Origin of the sequence: Rhodococcus sp. 852002-51564_SCH6189132-a (assembly GCF_001665495.1) — a bacterium.
Taxonomy (GTDB): domain Bacteria; phylum Actinomycetota; class Actinomycetes; order Mycobacteriales; family Mycobacteriaceae; genus Rhodococcus; species Rhodococcus pyridinivorans.
Map to the genome: position 1 here is coordinate 1 of NZ_LZMJ01000001.1, position 13353 is coordinate 13353.

Here is a 13353-nt window from a genome sequence, read left to right on the forward strand (position 1 = left end):
CGTCGACCACCAGAAATGCGCGCATGGCACTCACCCCTCACGTACGATGCGGGTGTGGAGGGCGGGATCCCCGGCCGAGAGCGTCAGGCCCTCCCACGGCAGACGCACCATGCCCTGCCGGAGGTACTCACGGCTCTCCTCCAGGGTAGGCAGATCGCCGACCGCCTCGCCGCCGCGGACCAGCGGGATCATCAGTTCGTGGACCTGTGAACCCTCGCCCGGCGGGACCTGCTCGGCGCGGGCCGGGTACACGACCTCCTCGACGAGCGTGCCCGTCCTCCGCGCGTACCGGACGGCCCGCTTCGCGCCCCCTCGGGACTCCTTCGACGCACTGCGCTTCTCGACCGCGAGGCCGTCGACCTCCACGAGCTTGAAGACCATGCCCGCCGTCGGAGCCCCCGAGCCGGTCACCAGCGAGGTGCCGACGCCGTAGCCGTCGACCGGTTCGGCGCGCAGACCCGCGATCCCGTATTCGTCGAGATCACCGGACATCACGATCTTCGTGCGGGTCGCGCCGAGTCCGTCGAGTTGTTCGCGCACCTGGCGGGCGAGCACACCGAGATCGCCCGAATCGATCCGCACGCCACCGAGTTCGGGGCCGGCCACCGCGATCGCCGTGTTCACGCCCTCGGTGATGTCGTAGGTGTCCACCAGCAGGGTCGTGCCCACACCGAGACTCTCGACCTGGCTGCGGAAGGCGGACGCCTCGTCGCGACCAGCCGTCGTGGTGTGCAGCAGGGTGAACGCGTGCGCGGCGGTACCCGCTGCGGGGATGCCGTACCGCTGTGCGGCCTGCAGATTGGACGTCGAGTCGAAGCCCGCGAGATAGGCCGCGCGCGCCGCGGCGACCGCCGCTTCCTCGTGGGTACGCCGCGACCCCATCTCGATGAGCGCGCGGCCGTCGGCCACACTCACCATGCGCGCCGCCGCAGAGGCGATCGCACTGTCGTGGTTGAAGATCGACAGCGTCAGCGTCTCGAGTAGCACACACTCGGCGAAGGTGCCGCTCACCGACAGGATCGGTGAACCCGGGAAGTAGAAGTCGCCCTCGCGGTAGCCGTCGATGTCGCCGGAGAACCGGAAGTCGCGCAGCCACTCGACGGTGCGCGGAGCGAGAAAACCGGCGGCGAGTTCGAGTTCGGCCTCGTCGAACCGGAACGATCCGAGTGCCTCGATCAACCGCGCGGTGCCTGCGACGACGCCGTACCGCCGGCCCGGGGGAAGACGCCGGGCGAAGACCTCGAAGACGCACGGGCGGTCGCCCGTGCCGTCCGCCAGGGCAGCCTCGAGCATGGTCAACTCGTACTTGTCCGTGAACAGTGCGGTGCCGGGACGACCGGCACGGTGAATGGCTTCGGGCACCCGATCACTGTAGAGCCACGGCCTCCGAGGCGGGTTTTTCGCCGTGCTCCGAAGTCGTACCCTGGGAACATGGCGCCGTGTAGTACGACCACTCCGCTCGACGTCCGATTCATGGCCGGCCAGGCCGTTCCGGCCATGGCGGGACAGGCCGTTCCGGCCGAGGCCGAAATCGTCGAGGAGATCGAAGCGGTCGACAGGCCATGGGTGACCGTGGTCTGGGACGACCCCGTCAACCTCATGCACTACGTGACGTTCATCTTCCAGAAGCTGTTCGGGTACAGCAAGGCCAAGGCCACCGAGCTCATGCTCAAGGTCCACAACGAGGGCAAGGCCGTCGTGTCGAGTGGTTCGCGTGACAAGATGGAACACGACGTGCAGCGTCTGCACGCCGCCGGACTGTGGGCGACGATGCAACGCGACGAATGATCCCCACAGGAGGGCCCGACCGACGTGCGGCAGTGGACCAGGAAGAACTCGCTCAGCGGCCCCAAGCTCCGGTCGGAGATGGACGCCCACGAAGCGTCGGTGCTGCGGTCGCTCGTGTCCTCCGTGCTGGGCATGCTCGAGGAACGCGCCGGACAGACCCCGCAGGACGACCTCGCGGCGCTGACCGGCCTGCGCACCGGTAACGCCACCCCGCCCGAGATCCCGGCGCTGCGACGACTCCTTCCCGACTTCCACCGCCCCGACACCGATGCCGTCGCCGATGTCGGCGACGACGCCGCCGACCTCAACGGTGCGATGCGGAGCCTGCACGAACCGAGCATCATCGATGCGAAGCTCGCCGCCGGCGCGGTCATCCTGCGCACCGTGCCCGAAGGCGGCGGCAAGGTGGTGCTCAATCCCGAACAGGCCGAAGCCTGGCTGTACGGGCTCAACGACGTGCGGCTCGCGCTCGGCACCACCCTCGGCATCGACGCCGACACCCCCGACGTCCTCGACGACGACGATCCGCGTGCCCCGCATCTCGACGTCTACCACTGGCTGACATGGATGCAGGACTCCCTCGTCCAGGCGCTTCAGCCGTGACCGTGCCGGGGCCGACCGATTCGCTGCTCGACGTGGCGGGTCTGAGTGTCGGTCACTGGCAGCGCCTCGATCCCGAGGTCACCGTCGGCACCCCCGAGATTCCCGGTACGGGCGCCGCCACGGGATGCACCGTCGTGCTCGCCGACCCGTCCGCCGTCGCATCGGTGGACGTGCGCGGCGGGGGACCGGGCACCCGGGAGACCGACCTGCTCGATCCGAGTCATTCCGTGCAGCGTGTCGACGCGGTCCTCCTCACCGGTGGCAGCGCATACGGGCTGGCCGCCGCCGACGGCGTGATGCGCTATCTCGAGAAGAACGGCAAGGGCATCCCGATGGGCGCGCCCGGCGCGGTCGTCCCGATCGTCCCCGGCGCCGTCATCTTCGACCTGCCGGTGGGTCAGTGGTCCGCGCGCCCGACCGCCGATTCCGGATGCACCGCCGCGGCCACCGCCAGCTCCACGCACCTCGAGCGCGGCAGCGTCGGCGCCGGCACCGGTGCCCGCGCCGGGGCGCTCAAGGGCGGCATCGGCTCGGCGAGCGTGCGGATCACGGACGGTCCCGCGACCGGGGTGACCGTGGCGGCACTGATGGTCGCCAACCCCGTCGGCTCGGTGTTCGACCCCGTGACCGGACTGCCCTGGGGCGTCGACGCCGCGCGAGCCGAAGAACTCGGACTGTCGTCGCCCTCCGCGGCGGATCTGGCCGCGGCCCGCGCGCTCGGCGACAAGGGCACCGTCCTGAACACCACGATCGGTGTGGTCGCCACCGACGCACCGCTGTCGAAGGCGGCGTGCCGTCGCGTCGCGGTCACCGGGCACGACGGTCTCGGCCGCGCGATCCGTCCCGCGCACTCACCGCTCGACGGCGACACGATCTTCGCCCTCTCGACCGGCACCGCCGACGTCTCCGACGCACTGGGCGACGCCCCGCCGATCCTGGCCTTCGCCGCCGAACTGCCGATCCTCGCCGCGGTGTGCGAGGCCGCCGCGGTGGTGGTCGAACGCGCGATCGTCGACGCGATCCTGTCCGCGACCTCCGTGGCCGACATCCCCGCCTATCGCGACGTGCTGCCCTCGGTCTTCGGCCACTGACCGGTACGTGACGGCAGAATGGTGCCATGACCATTCCCAGCGGCACCGGCGCCGACACTCGCATCCGGCCGATCTGGCAACGTGCCGGACTGTGGATCGGCGGGTTCGTCGCGATGCTCTACGGCATCGAGACCGTCGATGCGGTGCTCCCCGCCGATCTCGACGCGGCCGGTGTCGAACCCCGCACCGCCGACGGGCTGTGGGGCGTGCTGTTCGCGCCGATCCTGCACGCCGACTGGGCCCACCTCACCGCCAACACCGTGCCCGCGCTCGTCCTCGGCTTCCTGGTGCTGCTCTCCGGCATCGGGCGCGGCCTGGCCGCGACCGCGATCATCTGGGTCGTCGCAGGAGTGGGGACGTGGCTGATCGCGGGCTCGGGCGAGACCCACATCGGAGCGTCGAGCCTGATCTTCGGGTGGCTCACCTATTTGATCGTGCGCGGAGTGTTCACCCGCAAGGCCGGGCAGATCCTGCTGGGAGTCGTGGTGCTGTTCCTCTACGGCGGCATGCTGTGGGGGGTGCTGCCGAGCGAACCGTGGATCTCCTGGGAAGGGCACTTCTTCGGTGCGGTCGGCGGCGTTCTCGCGGCGTGGGCGCTGTCCGCGGACGCGCGTCGCGCCCGTCGCACCACCCCCTCGGTCGTGCCGCGCTGACCACCCGCGCCGACAACCCGCCGATCGGCCGCGCGAAGTGGCCGAACGATCCGCGCGTCACACCTTCCCGGCCACTGTGAGTCTGCGCCGCAATACGCGCGTTGGCTTCATCGAGGGACCTTCGGCATGGCAGCATGGCTGATATGCGCATGACCGTTCTGGGGTGCTCGGGCAGTGTGGCCGGGCCGGATTCCGCAGCCTCCGGCTACCTGCTGACGGCACCGGACACCCCGCCCCTGGTCATCGACTTCGGTCCCGGCGTCCTCGGCGCGCTCCAGCGCCACGCCGACCCCGGCGAAGTGTCGATCCTCCTGTCCCATCTGCACGCCGATCACTGCCTCGACCTGCCCGGTCTGCTGGTCTGGCGCCGCTACTCGCCGTCCCCGCCGCAGGGCCGCGTCCTCACCTACGGTCCCGCCGGCACCGCCCACCGCATCGGTGTGGCGTCCGCGGAGATCCCCGGCGAGGTCGACGACGTCAGCGACACCCTGGACGTCCGGATGCTCGGCGACGGCGAGCAGATCCGGTTCGGGAGCCTGACCATCTGCCCCGGCCGCGTCCACCACCCGCCGGAGGCCTACGGCTTCCGCATCACCAGCGACTCCGGCCGCACCCTCGTCTACACCGGCGACACCGGCATGTGCGATTCGGTCGTCGAACTCGCCCGCGGCGCCCACGTGCTGCTCGCCGAGGCGTCGTGGACCCACGCGCCGGGGGAACGCCCCGAGGGCGTGCACCTCTCGGGCGCCGAGGCCGGTCGCGTCGCGGCCCTCGCCGGTGTCGGCGAACTCCTCCTGACCCACATCCCGCCGTGGACCTCCCGCGAGGACGTCATCGCCGAGGCCAAGGCCGAGTACTCCGGACCGGTCCACGCGGTCACCGCCGGAGACGTGTACCGCATCTGAAAGGCCCGCCCCCGGATCGCCTAGGCTCGGACGAGTGACGACACGAGAAGACGGCAGAGCGGACGACGAACTCCGGAGCATTCGCATCACCCGGGGTTTCACCAACCACCCGGCGGGCTCCGTGCTCGTCGAATTCGGACAGACCCGCGTGATGTGCACCGCCAGCGTCGAGGAAGGCGTGCCGCGGTGGCGTAGGGGCTCCGGTCTCGGCTGGCTCACCGCCGAGTACGCGATGCTTCCCGCCGCCACCCACACCCGCAGCGGACGCGAATCGGTCAAGGGCAAGCTCGGCGGCCGCACCCAGGAGATCAGCCGGCTCGTCGGCCGGTCGCTGCGCGCATGCATCGACCTCGCCGCCCTTGGCGAGAACACCATCGCGATCGACTGCGACGTGCTGCAGGCCGACGGAGGCACCCGCACCGCGGCGATCACCGGCGCTTATGTCGCACTGTGCGACGCGGTGACCTACCTGCGTGCCGCGGGCAGCCTCGCCGACCCGCAGCCCATCTCGTGCCAGATCGCCGCCGTCAGCGTCGGCGTGGTCGACGGACGTGTCCGTCTCGACCTGCCCTACGAGGAGGACGTGCGCGCCGAGGTCGACATGAACGTCGTCGCCACCGAGACAGGCACCCTCGTCGAGGTCCAGGGCACCGGCGAAGGCGCGACCTTCCCGCGTTCCACGCTCGACGCGATGCTCGACTCCTCGCTCGCCGGCATCGAGGAACTGTGCCGGATCCAGCGCGAGGTGCTCGCCGAGCCGTACCTGGGCACCCTGCCCGAGCCGGTCGAGGCGGAGGTCGTCAAGAAGAAGTTCGGAGTCTGACGTGCGGGTGCTGGTCGCAAGTCGCAACGCGAAGAAGCTGCGCGAACTGCAGCGCGTGCTCGACCGCGCCGGGATCGACGGCATCGAACTCGTAGGTCTCGACACCGTCCCGCCCTACCCGGAGGCACCCGAGACGGGGGAGACCTTCGAAGCGAACGCCGGAGCCAAGGCCCGCGACGGCGCAGCCGCCACAGGGATGCCCTGCGTCGCCGACGACTCCGGTCTCGAGGTCGACGCCCTGCGCGGCATGCCCGGCGTGCTCTCGGCGCGCTGGAGCGGACGCCACGGCGACGACGAGGCGAACACCGCACTGCTGCTCGGCCAGATGCAGGATGTGCCGGACGCGCGTCGCGGCGCGGCCTTCGTGTCGGCGTGCGCGCTCGTGGTGCCGTCGGACGACGGATTCGTCACGACCGTCGTGCGCGGCGAATGGCGCGGCAGCATCGTGCGCGAGCCGCGCGGCGAGAACGGTTTCGGCTACGACCCGGTCTTCCGCCCCGAAGGCGAGGAACGCACCGCCGCGGAACTGTCCGCGGAGGAGAAGGACGCACAGTCGCATCGAGGACGGGCACTCGCCCAGCTCGTGCCCGCCCTCGCTGCGCTCGCCGCAAGCGCCTGATTCGCGGCTCGCCGCGAGTCGCTAACGCGCGCCGGCCTGCGTCCCACGTTCCTCGCGCACGGGTTCCGCGGCGCCGGTATCCGATGCAGCAACAGCGTCGGATGCCGGCGCCGCAGTCGTCCCGGTCGTCGGTTGCGTATCCGGTTCGACGGGTTCGGTCGCCTCGTCGCCGCGGGAGAGTTCACCGCCCACAACGGGCCAGCCCGCAGCGACCAGCTGCTCACGGACGCGCTCGACGTCCTGCGGGTCCGGTTCCTCGTGGATCACCCCTGCCACGATCTTCCGCAGGGTGTCGTGGTCGACCTGCCGCTCCGGGTGCTCGGACGCGGTCGCCGCCGCCGTCTCGATCGCCTCGAGAAGTTCCTCGTCGGTGAGCCGACGCTCGAGCACGGCAAGCAACGCGAAGTGATCCTTGGCCGGGATCCCCTCGGGATATCCCGCACGCAACCAGTCCAGTACCACCCGTGGATTCCAACGCGCCATCGCCGCCTCCTCACTCACCGTCCCGCATCGGACCCTTCGAACCGAAGGGTCCGGCGGGAACCCCCTGTCAGGGCCACAGGGTTCCCGCCACGATAGCGAGGAACACCTGGTTCGCCCCGTCAGGGGAGCGACATGTCCCGCAGATACGCCGTGACCATGGCGGTGAGCTCGTCGGCCACGACGTCCCGATCCACCGGGGGACGGTCGAGAACACAGGAGACGGCCACGTTCTCGACCGTGCGCACGAAGATCCACGCGATCGCCTCCACAGGGCGGCTACCGCGTCCGCGGAGATGGAAACGCAGCGACATGGTCCTGACGAGATCGGCTCCCGGGCGCCGGTTGCTCGAACACCTCGGCGACCGTGCGGCACGCCGCGAACTGGCACCGAAGTTCGGTCCCGCGAAGCCGGACGTGGGTGCCCTGCAGGTATGACGAAAGCGGCCGCGGGAGGAGCATGGTGCTCCTCCCGCGGCCGCTTCGATCGGGAACTCGCGACGCGCGCCTACCGCGCAGTCAGCTCGCGTCGTGGGACGAGAGTTCGTCCCCTGCCCTGTCGTCCCCTACCCTGTCGTTCTCTGCCCTGTCCGTCTCCTCGAGGACCCAGCGCATCTCGACGACCGTGCCCTTCGGGCCGGCCGAGACCTGGACGTCGCTGGCCAGATTGCGGATCAGCGTCAGCCCGTGACCGCGTGAACGTCGGGCGTCGCTGTCGACGGCGTCGTGCCAGGAGCCGTGGTCGACGACCCGCACGACCACCTCACCCTCGTTGGGCAGATACGTCGCCTCGTAGTCGAGCGTGCCGTGCGCGTCGTCCGGCGCATAGGCGTGCTCGACGGCATTCGCGAGCGCTTCGTAGCTCGCGAGCAGTATGTCCTGTCGTTGGTCCTCGCTGAGGGGGAGCTTCGCCAGCCACCGCCTCGTGACGACCCGCAGGCCTGCAATCTCGGTCGGGTCGGCTCGTACACCCGACGAACGGATCTCGTCGGGAAAAAGCAAAGCTGACTCCTCGGGCGCAGACGACATGGCTCCTCGGTTCGTCGGGTACGGCGGTCTACTCGGAGACGCCTTCCGGCGAGTTACCGAGGCCGACGAGCGCGTCGTCGAGCTTCGGATGGATCGCCAGGACCTCTCCGAGGCCGAGGAGTTCGAGCGGGCGTGCCGTGGCGCTGCCATGTGCCACGACGGCGAAACCGGTGTTGTCGCCGGCTCGCTTGGACAACTCGACCAACAGAGCGATACCCATCGAAGCGAGGAAATCAACCCCGCTGAGGTCGACGATAAGTCCGGAGATGTCGGTGTCGAGGAGTGCAAGGGCTTCCTGCTCGAGGAGGGGGGCACTCGTCATGTCGACTTCGCCGTTGACGGACAGTACGGCCACGGAGCCGATACGGGTCGTGGAAACAGTCATATGCGGATGCGCGGTCATGGGATCGTTCACCTTGCCATCATGCAAGATCGTGCCGATAGATGCACATATCGGTCCGTCGGCCGAGGCCGCGACCCGCCGTGACCACCCTGTGACCATGCTGTCGCCGAGTCTGTAATGTTCCCTTTCGAGCAGGGAGGGAGGGGCGCCGAGTGGACATGCACCGAGCGCAGAGCGAGTCGGTCGAACCACCGTCGTTGCTCCTCATCGAGGACGATCCGGGCGACGCGCTCATCGTGGAGGAACTCGTCGTCGACAGTGCCCCCGAGATGACCGTCGTGTGGGTGCAGACACTTGCGCAGGCCCGCGACGAACTCGCCACGTCGGCTCCCGACTGCGTACTTCTCGACCTCCACCTGCCCGATGCGAGCGGCCTCGAAGCCGTCGCCCGCATCCAGGAAATCACCGATTCCGTCCCCATCGTCGTCCTCACCGGCCTCGCGGAGGAACAGACCGGCCTCGCCGCGCTGTCCGTCGGCGCCCAGGACTATCTCGTCAAGGGACGCGTCGAACCCGATCTGTTCGGCCGCGCCGTCCGCTACGCCATCCAGCGAAAGCAGACCGAGATCGCTGCGGCGGAACTCCAGGCGAGCCAGCTTCACGCGCAGGAGAACGCCCGACTCGAACGCGGCCTGCTCCCGTCCCCACTCCTGCGCGACGGGCAGGACTTCGACGTCGTCGCCCGTTACCGACCCGGCCGGTCGTCTGCTCTTCTCGGCGGCGACTTCTACGACGTCGTGCAGACCGGCGACGGCACCGTCCACGTCCTCATCGGCGACGTCTCCGGTCACGGCCCCGACGAGGCCGCCCTCGGCGTGGGCCTGCGCATCGCGTGGCGCACGCTCGTGCTCAGCGGGGTAGACGGTCCCCGCCGCTTGCACCAACTCGAGGAACTGCTCGTCGCCGAGCGCACGGAGAGTCGCTTCTTCGCGTCGATGACGAACCTCACGATGTGTGCCGACCACGGCACCGTCGAGGTCATGCGGGCCGGTCATCCCGGGCTGCTGCTCCGCCACGGCGGAACCATCGACTGGATCGAAGCGCCCGGTGGTCCCGCTCTCGGCCTGCTGCCGGGAGTGGCCACCTGGCCCGTCCACGAGTTGGATCTGCCCGAGGACGGCGCGATCGTGTTGTTCACCGACGGATTGTTCGAGGGTCATCGAGGCGGCGGCCCGGAACGACTCGGTGAGGAAGGACTCCTCGAGCTCGCGCGCGAACGCGCCCATCTGCCGGCTGCCGAGTTCACCGACTCGCTGATCGACGGTGCCGAGAAACTCGCGGACAGTAGGGGAGGGCTGTCCGACGACGTGGCAGTCGTCCACGTGCAATGGAACAGGAAGTGATCATCACCGCATGACGAACAGCGACGCAACGGCGGAGACGGGGGACGTGCGTCGCCCTCCCTCTCGCAGGATGACGGTCCAGGCATGGTTCCTGCTCGTACTCGGCGTGATGGGTGTGTTGGTGGTCGTCGGCACCGTGGTCGGCAGCCACTTCCTCCGTGAGACGACCGAATACTCCAACTACGTGCGCGACCGGATCCAGCCCGCCCGCGTCGAGGCGTACCGGTTGCAATCGGCGCTGATCAACCAGGAGACGGGCGCACGTGGCTATATTCTCGCCGCCGATCCCGATTTCGTCATGCCCTACGAGGAGGGACGGCGGGAGGAGGAGGCTGCCGCCGCCGAGTTGCGCGCTCTCGTCGGCGACGAGGAGAAGCTGATGGCGGACCTCGACGCGATCGAAACGCACGCGGCGCAGTGGCGACGCGTGTACGCCGAACCGCTCATCTCCACCGTCGTACCGGGGGAACCGCAGTTCGTGGATCCCGCCGTCGTCGATGCGGGCCGCGTCGCGTTCGACCGGCTCCGGGCGGCGTTCGAGGTCCAGAACGCCGATCTCACGCAGGCCCGAGAGGACGGCATCGCGACTCTCGAGGACACCCGCACCACGCGCGACCGCATCCTTGCCGGCATGGTCGTGGTTTTCCTGCTCGCCGGCGTGGGCCTGGCAGTCCTGCTCCAGATGATCGTGGTCCGTCCGATCCAGCGTCTGCGACAGGCATCGCGCAGCGTCGTCGCGGGCCAGAACTTCGAGCGCGAGATCGAGCCGCAGGGCCCCGCCGACATCTATGCGCTGGGTCGCGACGTCGAGGACATGCGCGAGCGGATCGTGCGCGAACTGCAGGTCGCGCACGAGCGTGAGGAGCAACTCGAGAACCAGACGACGGAACTGCGGCGCTCGAACTCCGAACTCGAACAGTTCGCCTACGTCGCCTCCCACGACCTGCAGGAGCCGCTGCGCAAGGTCGCGTCCTTCTGTCAGCTGCTCGAGAAGCGTTACGGCGACAAGCTCGACGAACGCGGCACCCAGTACATCGCCTTCGCGGTCGACGGCGCGAAGCGTATGCAGGTGCTCATCAACGACCTGCTGACCTTCTCCCGCGTCGGACGCGTCAGCGACGCGCACGTCCGCACCGAACTGGACGTGACCCTCGACGCGGCTCTGACGAACATCTCCCAGGCGGTCGAGGAATCCGGGGCGGAGATCACCCGGCCCGAGTCCCTGCCGACGATCGTGGGCGATCCCACACTGATGATCATGTTGTGGCAGAACCTGATCGGCAACGCGATCAAATTCCGCCACGAGGACAGGCCCGTGGAGATCCGGGTCGACTGCGAGGAGATCGTCGACGGGGACGACGAGTTCTGGCGATTTTCCGTGCAGGACAACGGAATCGGTATCGCCGAAGAGTTCGCCGACAAGGTCTTCGTGATCTTCCAGAGGCTGCACGGCCGGGACGTCTACACCGGCACCGGCATCGGCCTGGCCATCTGCCGCAAGATCGTCGAATACCACGGTGGAGAGATCTGGCTCGACCCGCAGTATCGGGAAGGCAGTCGATTCTGCTTTACGATTCCCAAGGCAGGCGACGACATGTCTGCAACCGAAGTCGCTCTGAAAGGGGCATCTGCATGAGCGTTTCCGGGCGGCCGATCGACGTCCTCCTCGTCGAGGACGACCCCGGCGACGAATTGATGACGCGCGAAGCGTTCGAGGACAACAAGATCGGAAACACCCTTCACGTGGTCCGCGACGGCGAGGAGGCACTCGACTTCCTCTACCGGCGCGGAGAGTACGAGAACGCCCCTCGGCCCGACCTGATCCTCCTCGACCTGAACCTGCCCAAGTACGACGGACGGCAGGTCCTCGAGCAGGTCAAGTCCGACGCCGACCTCACCGACATCCCCGTCGTCGTCCTCACGACCTCGGCAGCGGAGGAGGACATCCTCCGCAGCTACAAGCTGCACGCCAACGCGTACGTGACGAAGCCGGTCGACCTCGATCAGTTCATCCACGCGGTGCGCCAGATCGACGAGTTCTTCGTGCAGGTGGTGCGCCTGCCGCGACGCTGAGCGCGCTCGTTCGCAACGAAATCGGGCGGATCCTTCGAGGGGATCCGCCCGATTCGTGTTCGTGGAGGTTACCGGCTCAGACGCCGAAGTCGGCCTTCACCTGCTGGGTGCGCTTGTGCTCGACGAAGAAGGACAGGAACGGGATGGTGCCCGCCAGGAGCGTCCACACCGTCCGGGCGATCGGCCAGCGCACCTTGATCGACAGGTCGAAGGTGAGGACCAGGTACACCGCGTACACCCAGCCGTGCACGATCGCGATCCAGGCCGGCACGTTCTCGACACCGATGATGTACTTGGCGACCATCTCACCGGTGAGGATCAGCAGCCAGATACCGGTCGCGTAGGCGAGCACGCGGTAACGCAGCAGAGCGGACCGGATCTTCTTGCGGTCGGCCTCACTGACGACGCGCGGCGTGGTGGCCTGGCCGGACGCCTGCTCGGGGGTCGTGCTCACTGAGCGCTCCTATCGGACCTGCGCGCGAGCTGCGCGAGGTACTCGTTGTACTCGTTGATCTGTTGTGCGTCGGGATCCGCGGCCTCCTGCTCGCGTGCCTCGGCGAGCGTGCGCGGACGGGTGGGAAGAAGATCCTCGGGAATCTCGGTGGGCTCGTCCGGCTCGGACGGGCGTCGTCCGCCGGTGCTCTCGGCTTCCTGCTCCTCGGCCTCGAGGCGGACGAAGCGCCGGTAGGCGTAGACGCAGAAGAAGGCGAAGGCCGGCCACTGGAGGGCGTAGCCGAGATTCTGGTAGGTGCCGCCCACCGCTTCGAACCGGACCCACTGCCAGTAGCCGAGACCGAGGCATCCGGCCGCGGCCACCAGGACCAGGATGATCAGGGCCAACCGGCGGGGAGGGCGATGCTCGGACACGCCCTCGACGGTACCCGAACGGTGCACCGACCTGCCAAGACCGGTCGGTGCACCGTGGGTGAGGTCACGTGGTGCGCGAGGGGGGACTCGAACCCCCACGTCCTAAGACACGGGTACCTAAAACCCGGGCGTCTGCCAATTCCGCCACTCGCGCCAGACCTCAGCAGGATACGGCATGGCCGTCACTCCGGCGCCATACGGAGTTGTACGTTTCGTCCGGCCCAGGTGGGCGTCTGACTGTGGCAGTTGGGGCACAGGAAGCGGAGGTTCTCCGGGCGGGAGTCGTTAGGGTTTCCGTCGATGTGGTCGACGTGCAAGGTGAGCGGTCTCCCGTTCCACTCGGGCTCGGTGCCGCATCGGCTGCACCGGTAGGGGCGTCCGTACTCGACGAGCGCCCGTCGGAGCTGATCCGGTTTCGTGCGTCTGGACCCGCGCGGTTTCTCGATGAGGAGGTCCTGCCACTCGTGACGGACGTACGGTCTGCGCTCGGTCGTCCTGGGCCGTCCGGTGAAGTGGGACGTGTCGATGCCGAGGGCGCGGATCCGGCGGCTCAGATGCGTGTGGTGCCCGCCATTGGGTTTGAGGCCGAAGTACCGCATGACCTCGGCGAAGTTGATGCAGTTCCGAACCGCTTCCTGCAGCATCTCTTCGGTGTACTTGACCGGTCGCGTCATCA

General features: G+C 68.7%; 18 protein-coding genes, 1 tRNA gene and 1 pseudogene. 11 read left to right on the plus strand and 9 right to left on the minus strand.

Annotated features, from left to right (window positions below; translation table 11 throughout):
• Positions 1-30 precede the first annotated feature (30 nt).
• Positions 31-1362: a nicotinate phosphoribosyltransferase gene (locus tag A5767_RS00005; RefSeq protein WP_064851333.1), complete on the minus strand. Its 1332-nt coding sequence runs from the start codon at positions 1360-1362 to the stop codon at positions 31-33.
• 69 nt (positions 1363-1431) lie between these two features.
• Between A5767_RS00005 and clpS the strand changes: the two genes are divergently transcribed.
• The 7 genes from clpS (at position 1432) to rdgB (ending at position 6482) form a co-directional block, all read left to right on the plus strand.
• Positions 1432-1788: an ATP-dependent Clp protease adapter ClpS gene (gene clpS / locus A5767_RS00010; protein WP_024100510.1), complete on the plus strand. Its 357-nt coding sequence runs from the start codon at positions 1432-1434 to the stop codon at positions 1786-1788.
• A 24-nt stretch (positions 1789-1812) separates the two neighbouring features.
• Entirely contained in the window at positions 1813-2391 is a 579-nt protein-coding gene (gene aosR, locus A5767_RS00015; protein WP_033096425.1) for an oxidative stress transcriptional regulator AosR, read from the plus strand.
• The gene (locus tag A5767_RS00020; protein WP_064851334.1) at positions 2352-3482 is read left to right on the plus strand and encodes a P1 family peptidase; all 1131 of its coding nucleotides are present in this window, start codon (positions 2352-2354) and stop codon (positions 3480-3482) included. The genes aosR and A5767_RS00020 overlap by 40 nt, the downstream gene beginning before the upstream one ends.
• A 26-nt stretch (positions 3483-3508) precedes the next feature.
• A complete protein-coding gene (locus A5767_RS00025; RefSeq protein WP_006554742.1) occupies positions 3509-4135 on the plus strand; it encodes a rhomboid family intramembrane serine protease in 627 nt (208 codons plus the stop codon).
• 143 nt (positions 4136-4278) lie between these two features.
• Positions 4279-5040, plus strand: a complete 762-nt coding sequence (locus A5767_RS00030) for a cyclic nucleotide-degrading phosphodiesterase (protein WP_033096427.1) — start codon at positions 4279-4281, stop codon at positions 5038-5040.
• Between the two features lie 34 nt (positions 5041-5074).
• On the plus strand, positions 5075-5863 hold the full coding sequence (rph, locus tag A5767_RS00035) for a ribonuclease PH (RefSeq protein WP_006554744.1): 789 nt from the start codon (positions 5075-5077) through the stop codon (positions 5861-5863).
• 7 nt (positions 5864-5870) lie between these two features.
• Complete coding sequence (gene rdgB, locus A5767_RS00040) at positions 5871-6482, plus strand: RdgB/HAM1 family non-canonical purine NTP pyrophosphatase (protein ID WP_039587351.1); 612 nt, start codon at positions 5871-5873, stop codon at positions 6480-6482.
• A gap of 192 nt (positions 6483-6674) precedes the next feature.
• Here rdgB and A5767_RS23950 read toward each other — a convergent pair.
• Positions 6675-6965, minus strand: a pseudogene (locus A5767_RS23950) (DUF3349 domain-containing protein); the annotation flags it as partial.
• Positions 6966-7084: 119 nt separating this feature from the next.
• Complete coding sequence (locus A5767_RS00050) at positions 7085-7276, minus strand: hypothetical protein (protein WP_019288989.1); 192 nt, start codon at positions 7274-7276, stop codon at positions 7085-7087.
• Here A5767_RS00050 and A5767_RS23880 point away from each other — a divergent pair.
• Entirely contained in the window at positions 7275-7400 is a 126-nt protein-coding gene (locus A5767_RS23880) for a hypothetical protein (RefSeq protein WP_019288990.1), read from the plus strand. The genes A5767_RS00050 and A5767_RS23880 overlap by 2 nt on opposite strands.
• A gap of 81 nt (positions 7401-7481) precedes the next feature.
• Here the strand turns inward: A5767_RS23880 and A5767_RS00055 are convergent, their stop codons facing one another.
• Both A5767_RS00055 and A5767_RS00060 read right to left on the minus strand, forming a co-directional pair.
• A complete protein-coding gene (locus tag A5767_RS00055) occupies positions 7482-7964 on the minus strand; it encodes an ATP-binding protein (protein WP_024100519.1) in 483 nt (160 codons plus the stop codon).
• 55 nt (positions 7965-8019) lie between these two features.
• Positions 8020-8493, minus strand: coding sequence for an STAS domain-containing protein (locus A5767_RS00060; protein WP_231913075.1), 474 nt, complete (start codon positions 8491-8493; stop codon positions 8020-8022).
• 59 nt (positions 8494-8552) lie between these two features.
• Between A5767_RS00060 and A5767_RS00065 the strand changes: the two genes are divergently transcribed.
• The 3 genes from A5767_RS00065 to A5767_RS00075 all read left to right on the plus strand — a co-directional run bounded on the left by A5767_RS00065 (position 8553) and on the right by A5767_RS00075 (position 11810).
• On the plus strand, positions 8553-9737 hold the full coding sequence (locus A5767_RS00065; RefSeq protein WP_230826442.1) for a PP2C family protein-serine/threonine phosphatase: 1185 nt from the start codon (positions 8553-8555) through the stop codon (positions 9735-9737).
• 70 nt (positions 9738-9807) lie between these two features.
• Positions 9808-11373 (plus strand): sensor histidine kinase, encoded by a 1566-nt coding sequence (locus tag A5767_RS00070; RefSeq protein ID WP_006554750.1) that lies wholly within the window; start codon positions 9808-9810, stop codon positions 11371-11373.
• Positions 11370-11810 (plus strand): response regulator, encoded by a 441-nt coding sequence (locus A5767_RS00075; protein WP_064851335.1) that lies wholly within the window; start codon positions 11370-11372, stop codon positions 11808-11810. Before A5767_RS00070 ends, A5767_RS00075 begins: the two co-directional genes overlap by 4 nt.
• Positions 11811-11886: 76 nt before the next feature.
• Here A5767_RS00075 and A5767_RS00080 read toward each other — a convergent pair whose 3' ends face one another.
• The 4 genes from A5767_RS00080 to A5767_RS00095 form a co-directional block, all read right to left on the minus strand.
• Positions 11887-12264 carry a DUF3817 domain-containing protein gene (locus A5767_RS00080; RefSeq protein WP_006554752.1) on the minus strand — a complete coding sequence of 126 codons (378 nt, stop codon included), beginning with the start codon at positions 12262-12264 and terminating at the stop codon, positions 11887-11889.
• The gene (locus A5767_RS00085) at positions 12261-12677 is read right to left on the minus strand and encodes a hypothetical protein (protein WP_024100522.1); all 417 of its coding nucleotides are present in this window, start codon (positions 12675-12677) and stop codon (positions 12261-12263) included. The genes A5767_RS00080 and A5767_RS00085 overlap by 4 nt, the downstream gene beginning before the upstream one ends.
• A gap of 69 nt (positions 12678-12746) precedes the next feature.
• A tRNA-Leu gene (locus A5767_RS00090) sits at positions 12747-12831 on the minus strand.
• Between the two features lie 28 nt (positions 12832-12859).
• Positions 12860-13351: an HNH endonuclease signature motif containing protein gene (locus A5767_RS00095; RefSeq protein WP_064851336.1), complete on the minus strand. Its 492-nt coding sequence runs from the start codon at positions 13349-13351 to the stop codon at positions 12860-12862.
• Between the last annotated feature and the right edge of the window lie 2 nt (positions 13352-13353).

Bases quoted from the DNA above. Each gene is read 5' to 3' on its own strand.
- A5767_RS00065 (WP_230826442.1), top strand. From the start codon at position 8,553: ATGCACCGAGCGCAGAGCGAGTCGGTCGAACCACCGTCGTTGCTCCTC.
- clpS (WP_024100510.1), top strand. From the start codon at position 1,432: ATGGCGCCGTGTAGTACGACCACTCCGCTCGACGTCCGATTCATGGCC.
- A5767_RS00095 (WP_064851336.1), bottom strand. From the start codon at position 13,351: ATGACGCGACCGGTCAAGTACACCGAAGAGATGCTGCAGGAAGCGGTT.
- A5767_RS00075 (WP_064851335.1), top strand. From the start codon at position 11,370: ATGAGCGTTTCCGGGCGGCCGATCGACGTCCTCCTCGTCGAGGACGAC.
- A5767_RS00060 (WP_231913075.1), bottom strand. From the start codon at position 8,493: ATGGTCACAGGGTGGTCACGGCGGGTCGCGGCCTCGGCCGACGGACCG.
- A5767_RS23880 (WP_019288990.1), top strand. From the start codon at position 7,275: ATGGTCCTGACGAGATCGGCTCCCGGGCGCCGGTTGCTCGAACACCTC.
- A5767_RS00070 (WP_006554750.1), top strand. From the start codon at position 9,808: ATGACGGTCCAGGCATGGTTCCTGCTCGTACTCGGCGTGATGGGTGTG.
- A5767_RS00030 (WP_033096427.1), top strand. From the start codon at position 4,279: ATGCGCATGACCGTTCTGGGGTGCTCGGGCAGTGTGGCCGGGCCGGAT.
- A5767_RS00050 (WP_019288989.1), bottom strand. From the start codon at position 7,276: ATGTCGCTGCGTTTCCATCTCCGCGGACGCGGTAGCCGCCCTGTGGAG.
- A5767_RS00020 (WP_064851334.1), top strand. From the start codon at position 2,352: ATGGATGCAGGACTCCCTCGTCCAGGCGCTTCAGCCGTGACCGTGCCG.
- A5767_RS00025 (WP_006554742.1), top strand. From the start codon at position 3,509: ATGACCATTCCCAGCGGCACCGGCGCCGACACTCGCATCCGGCCGATC.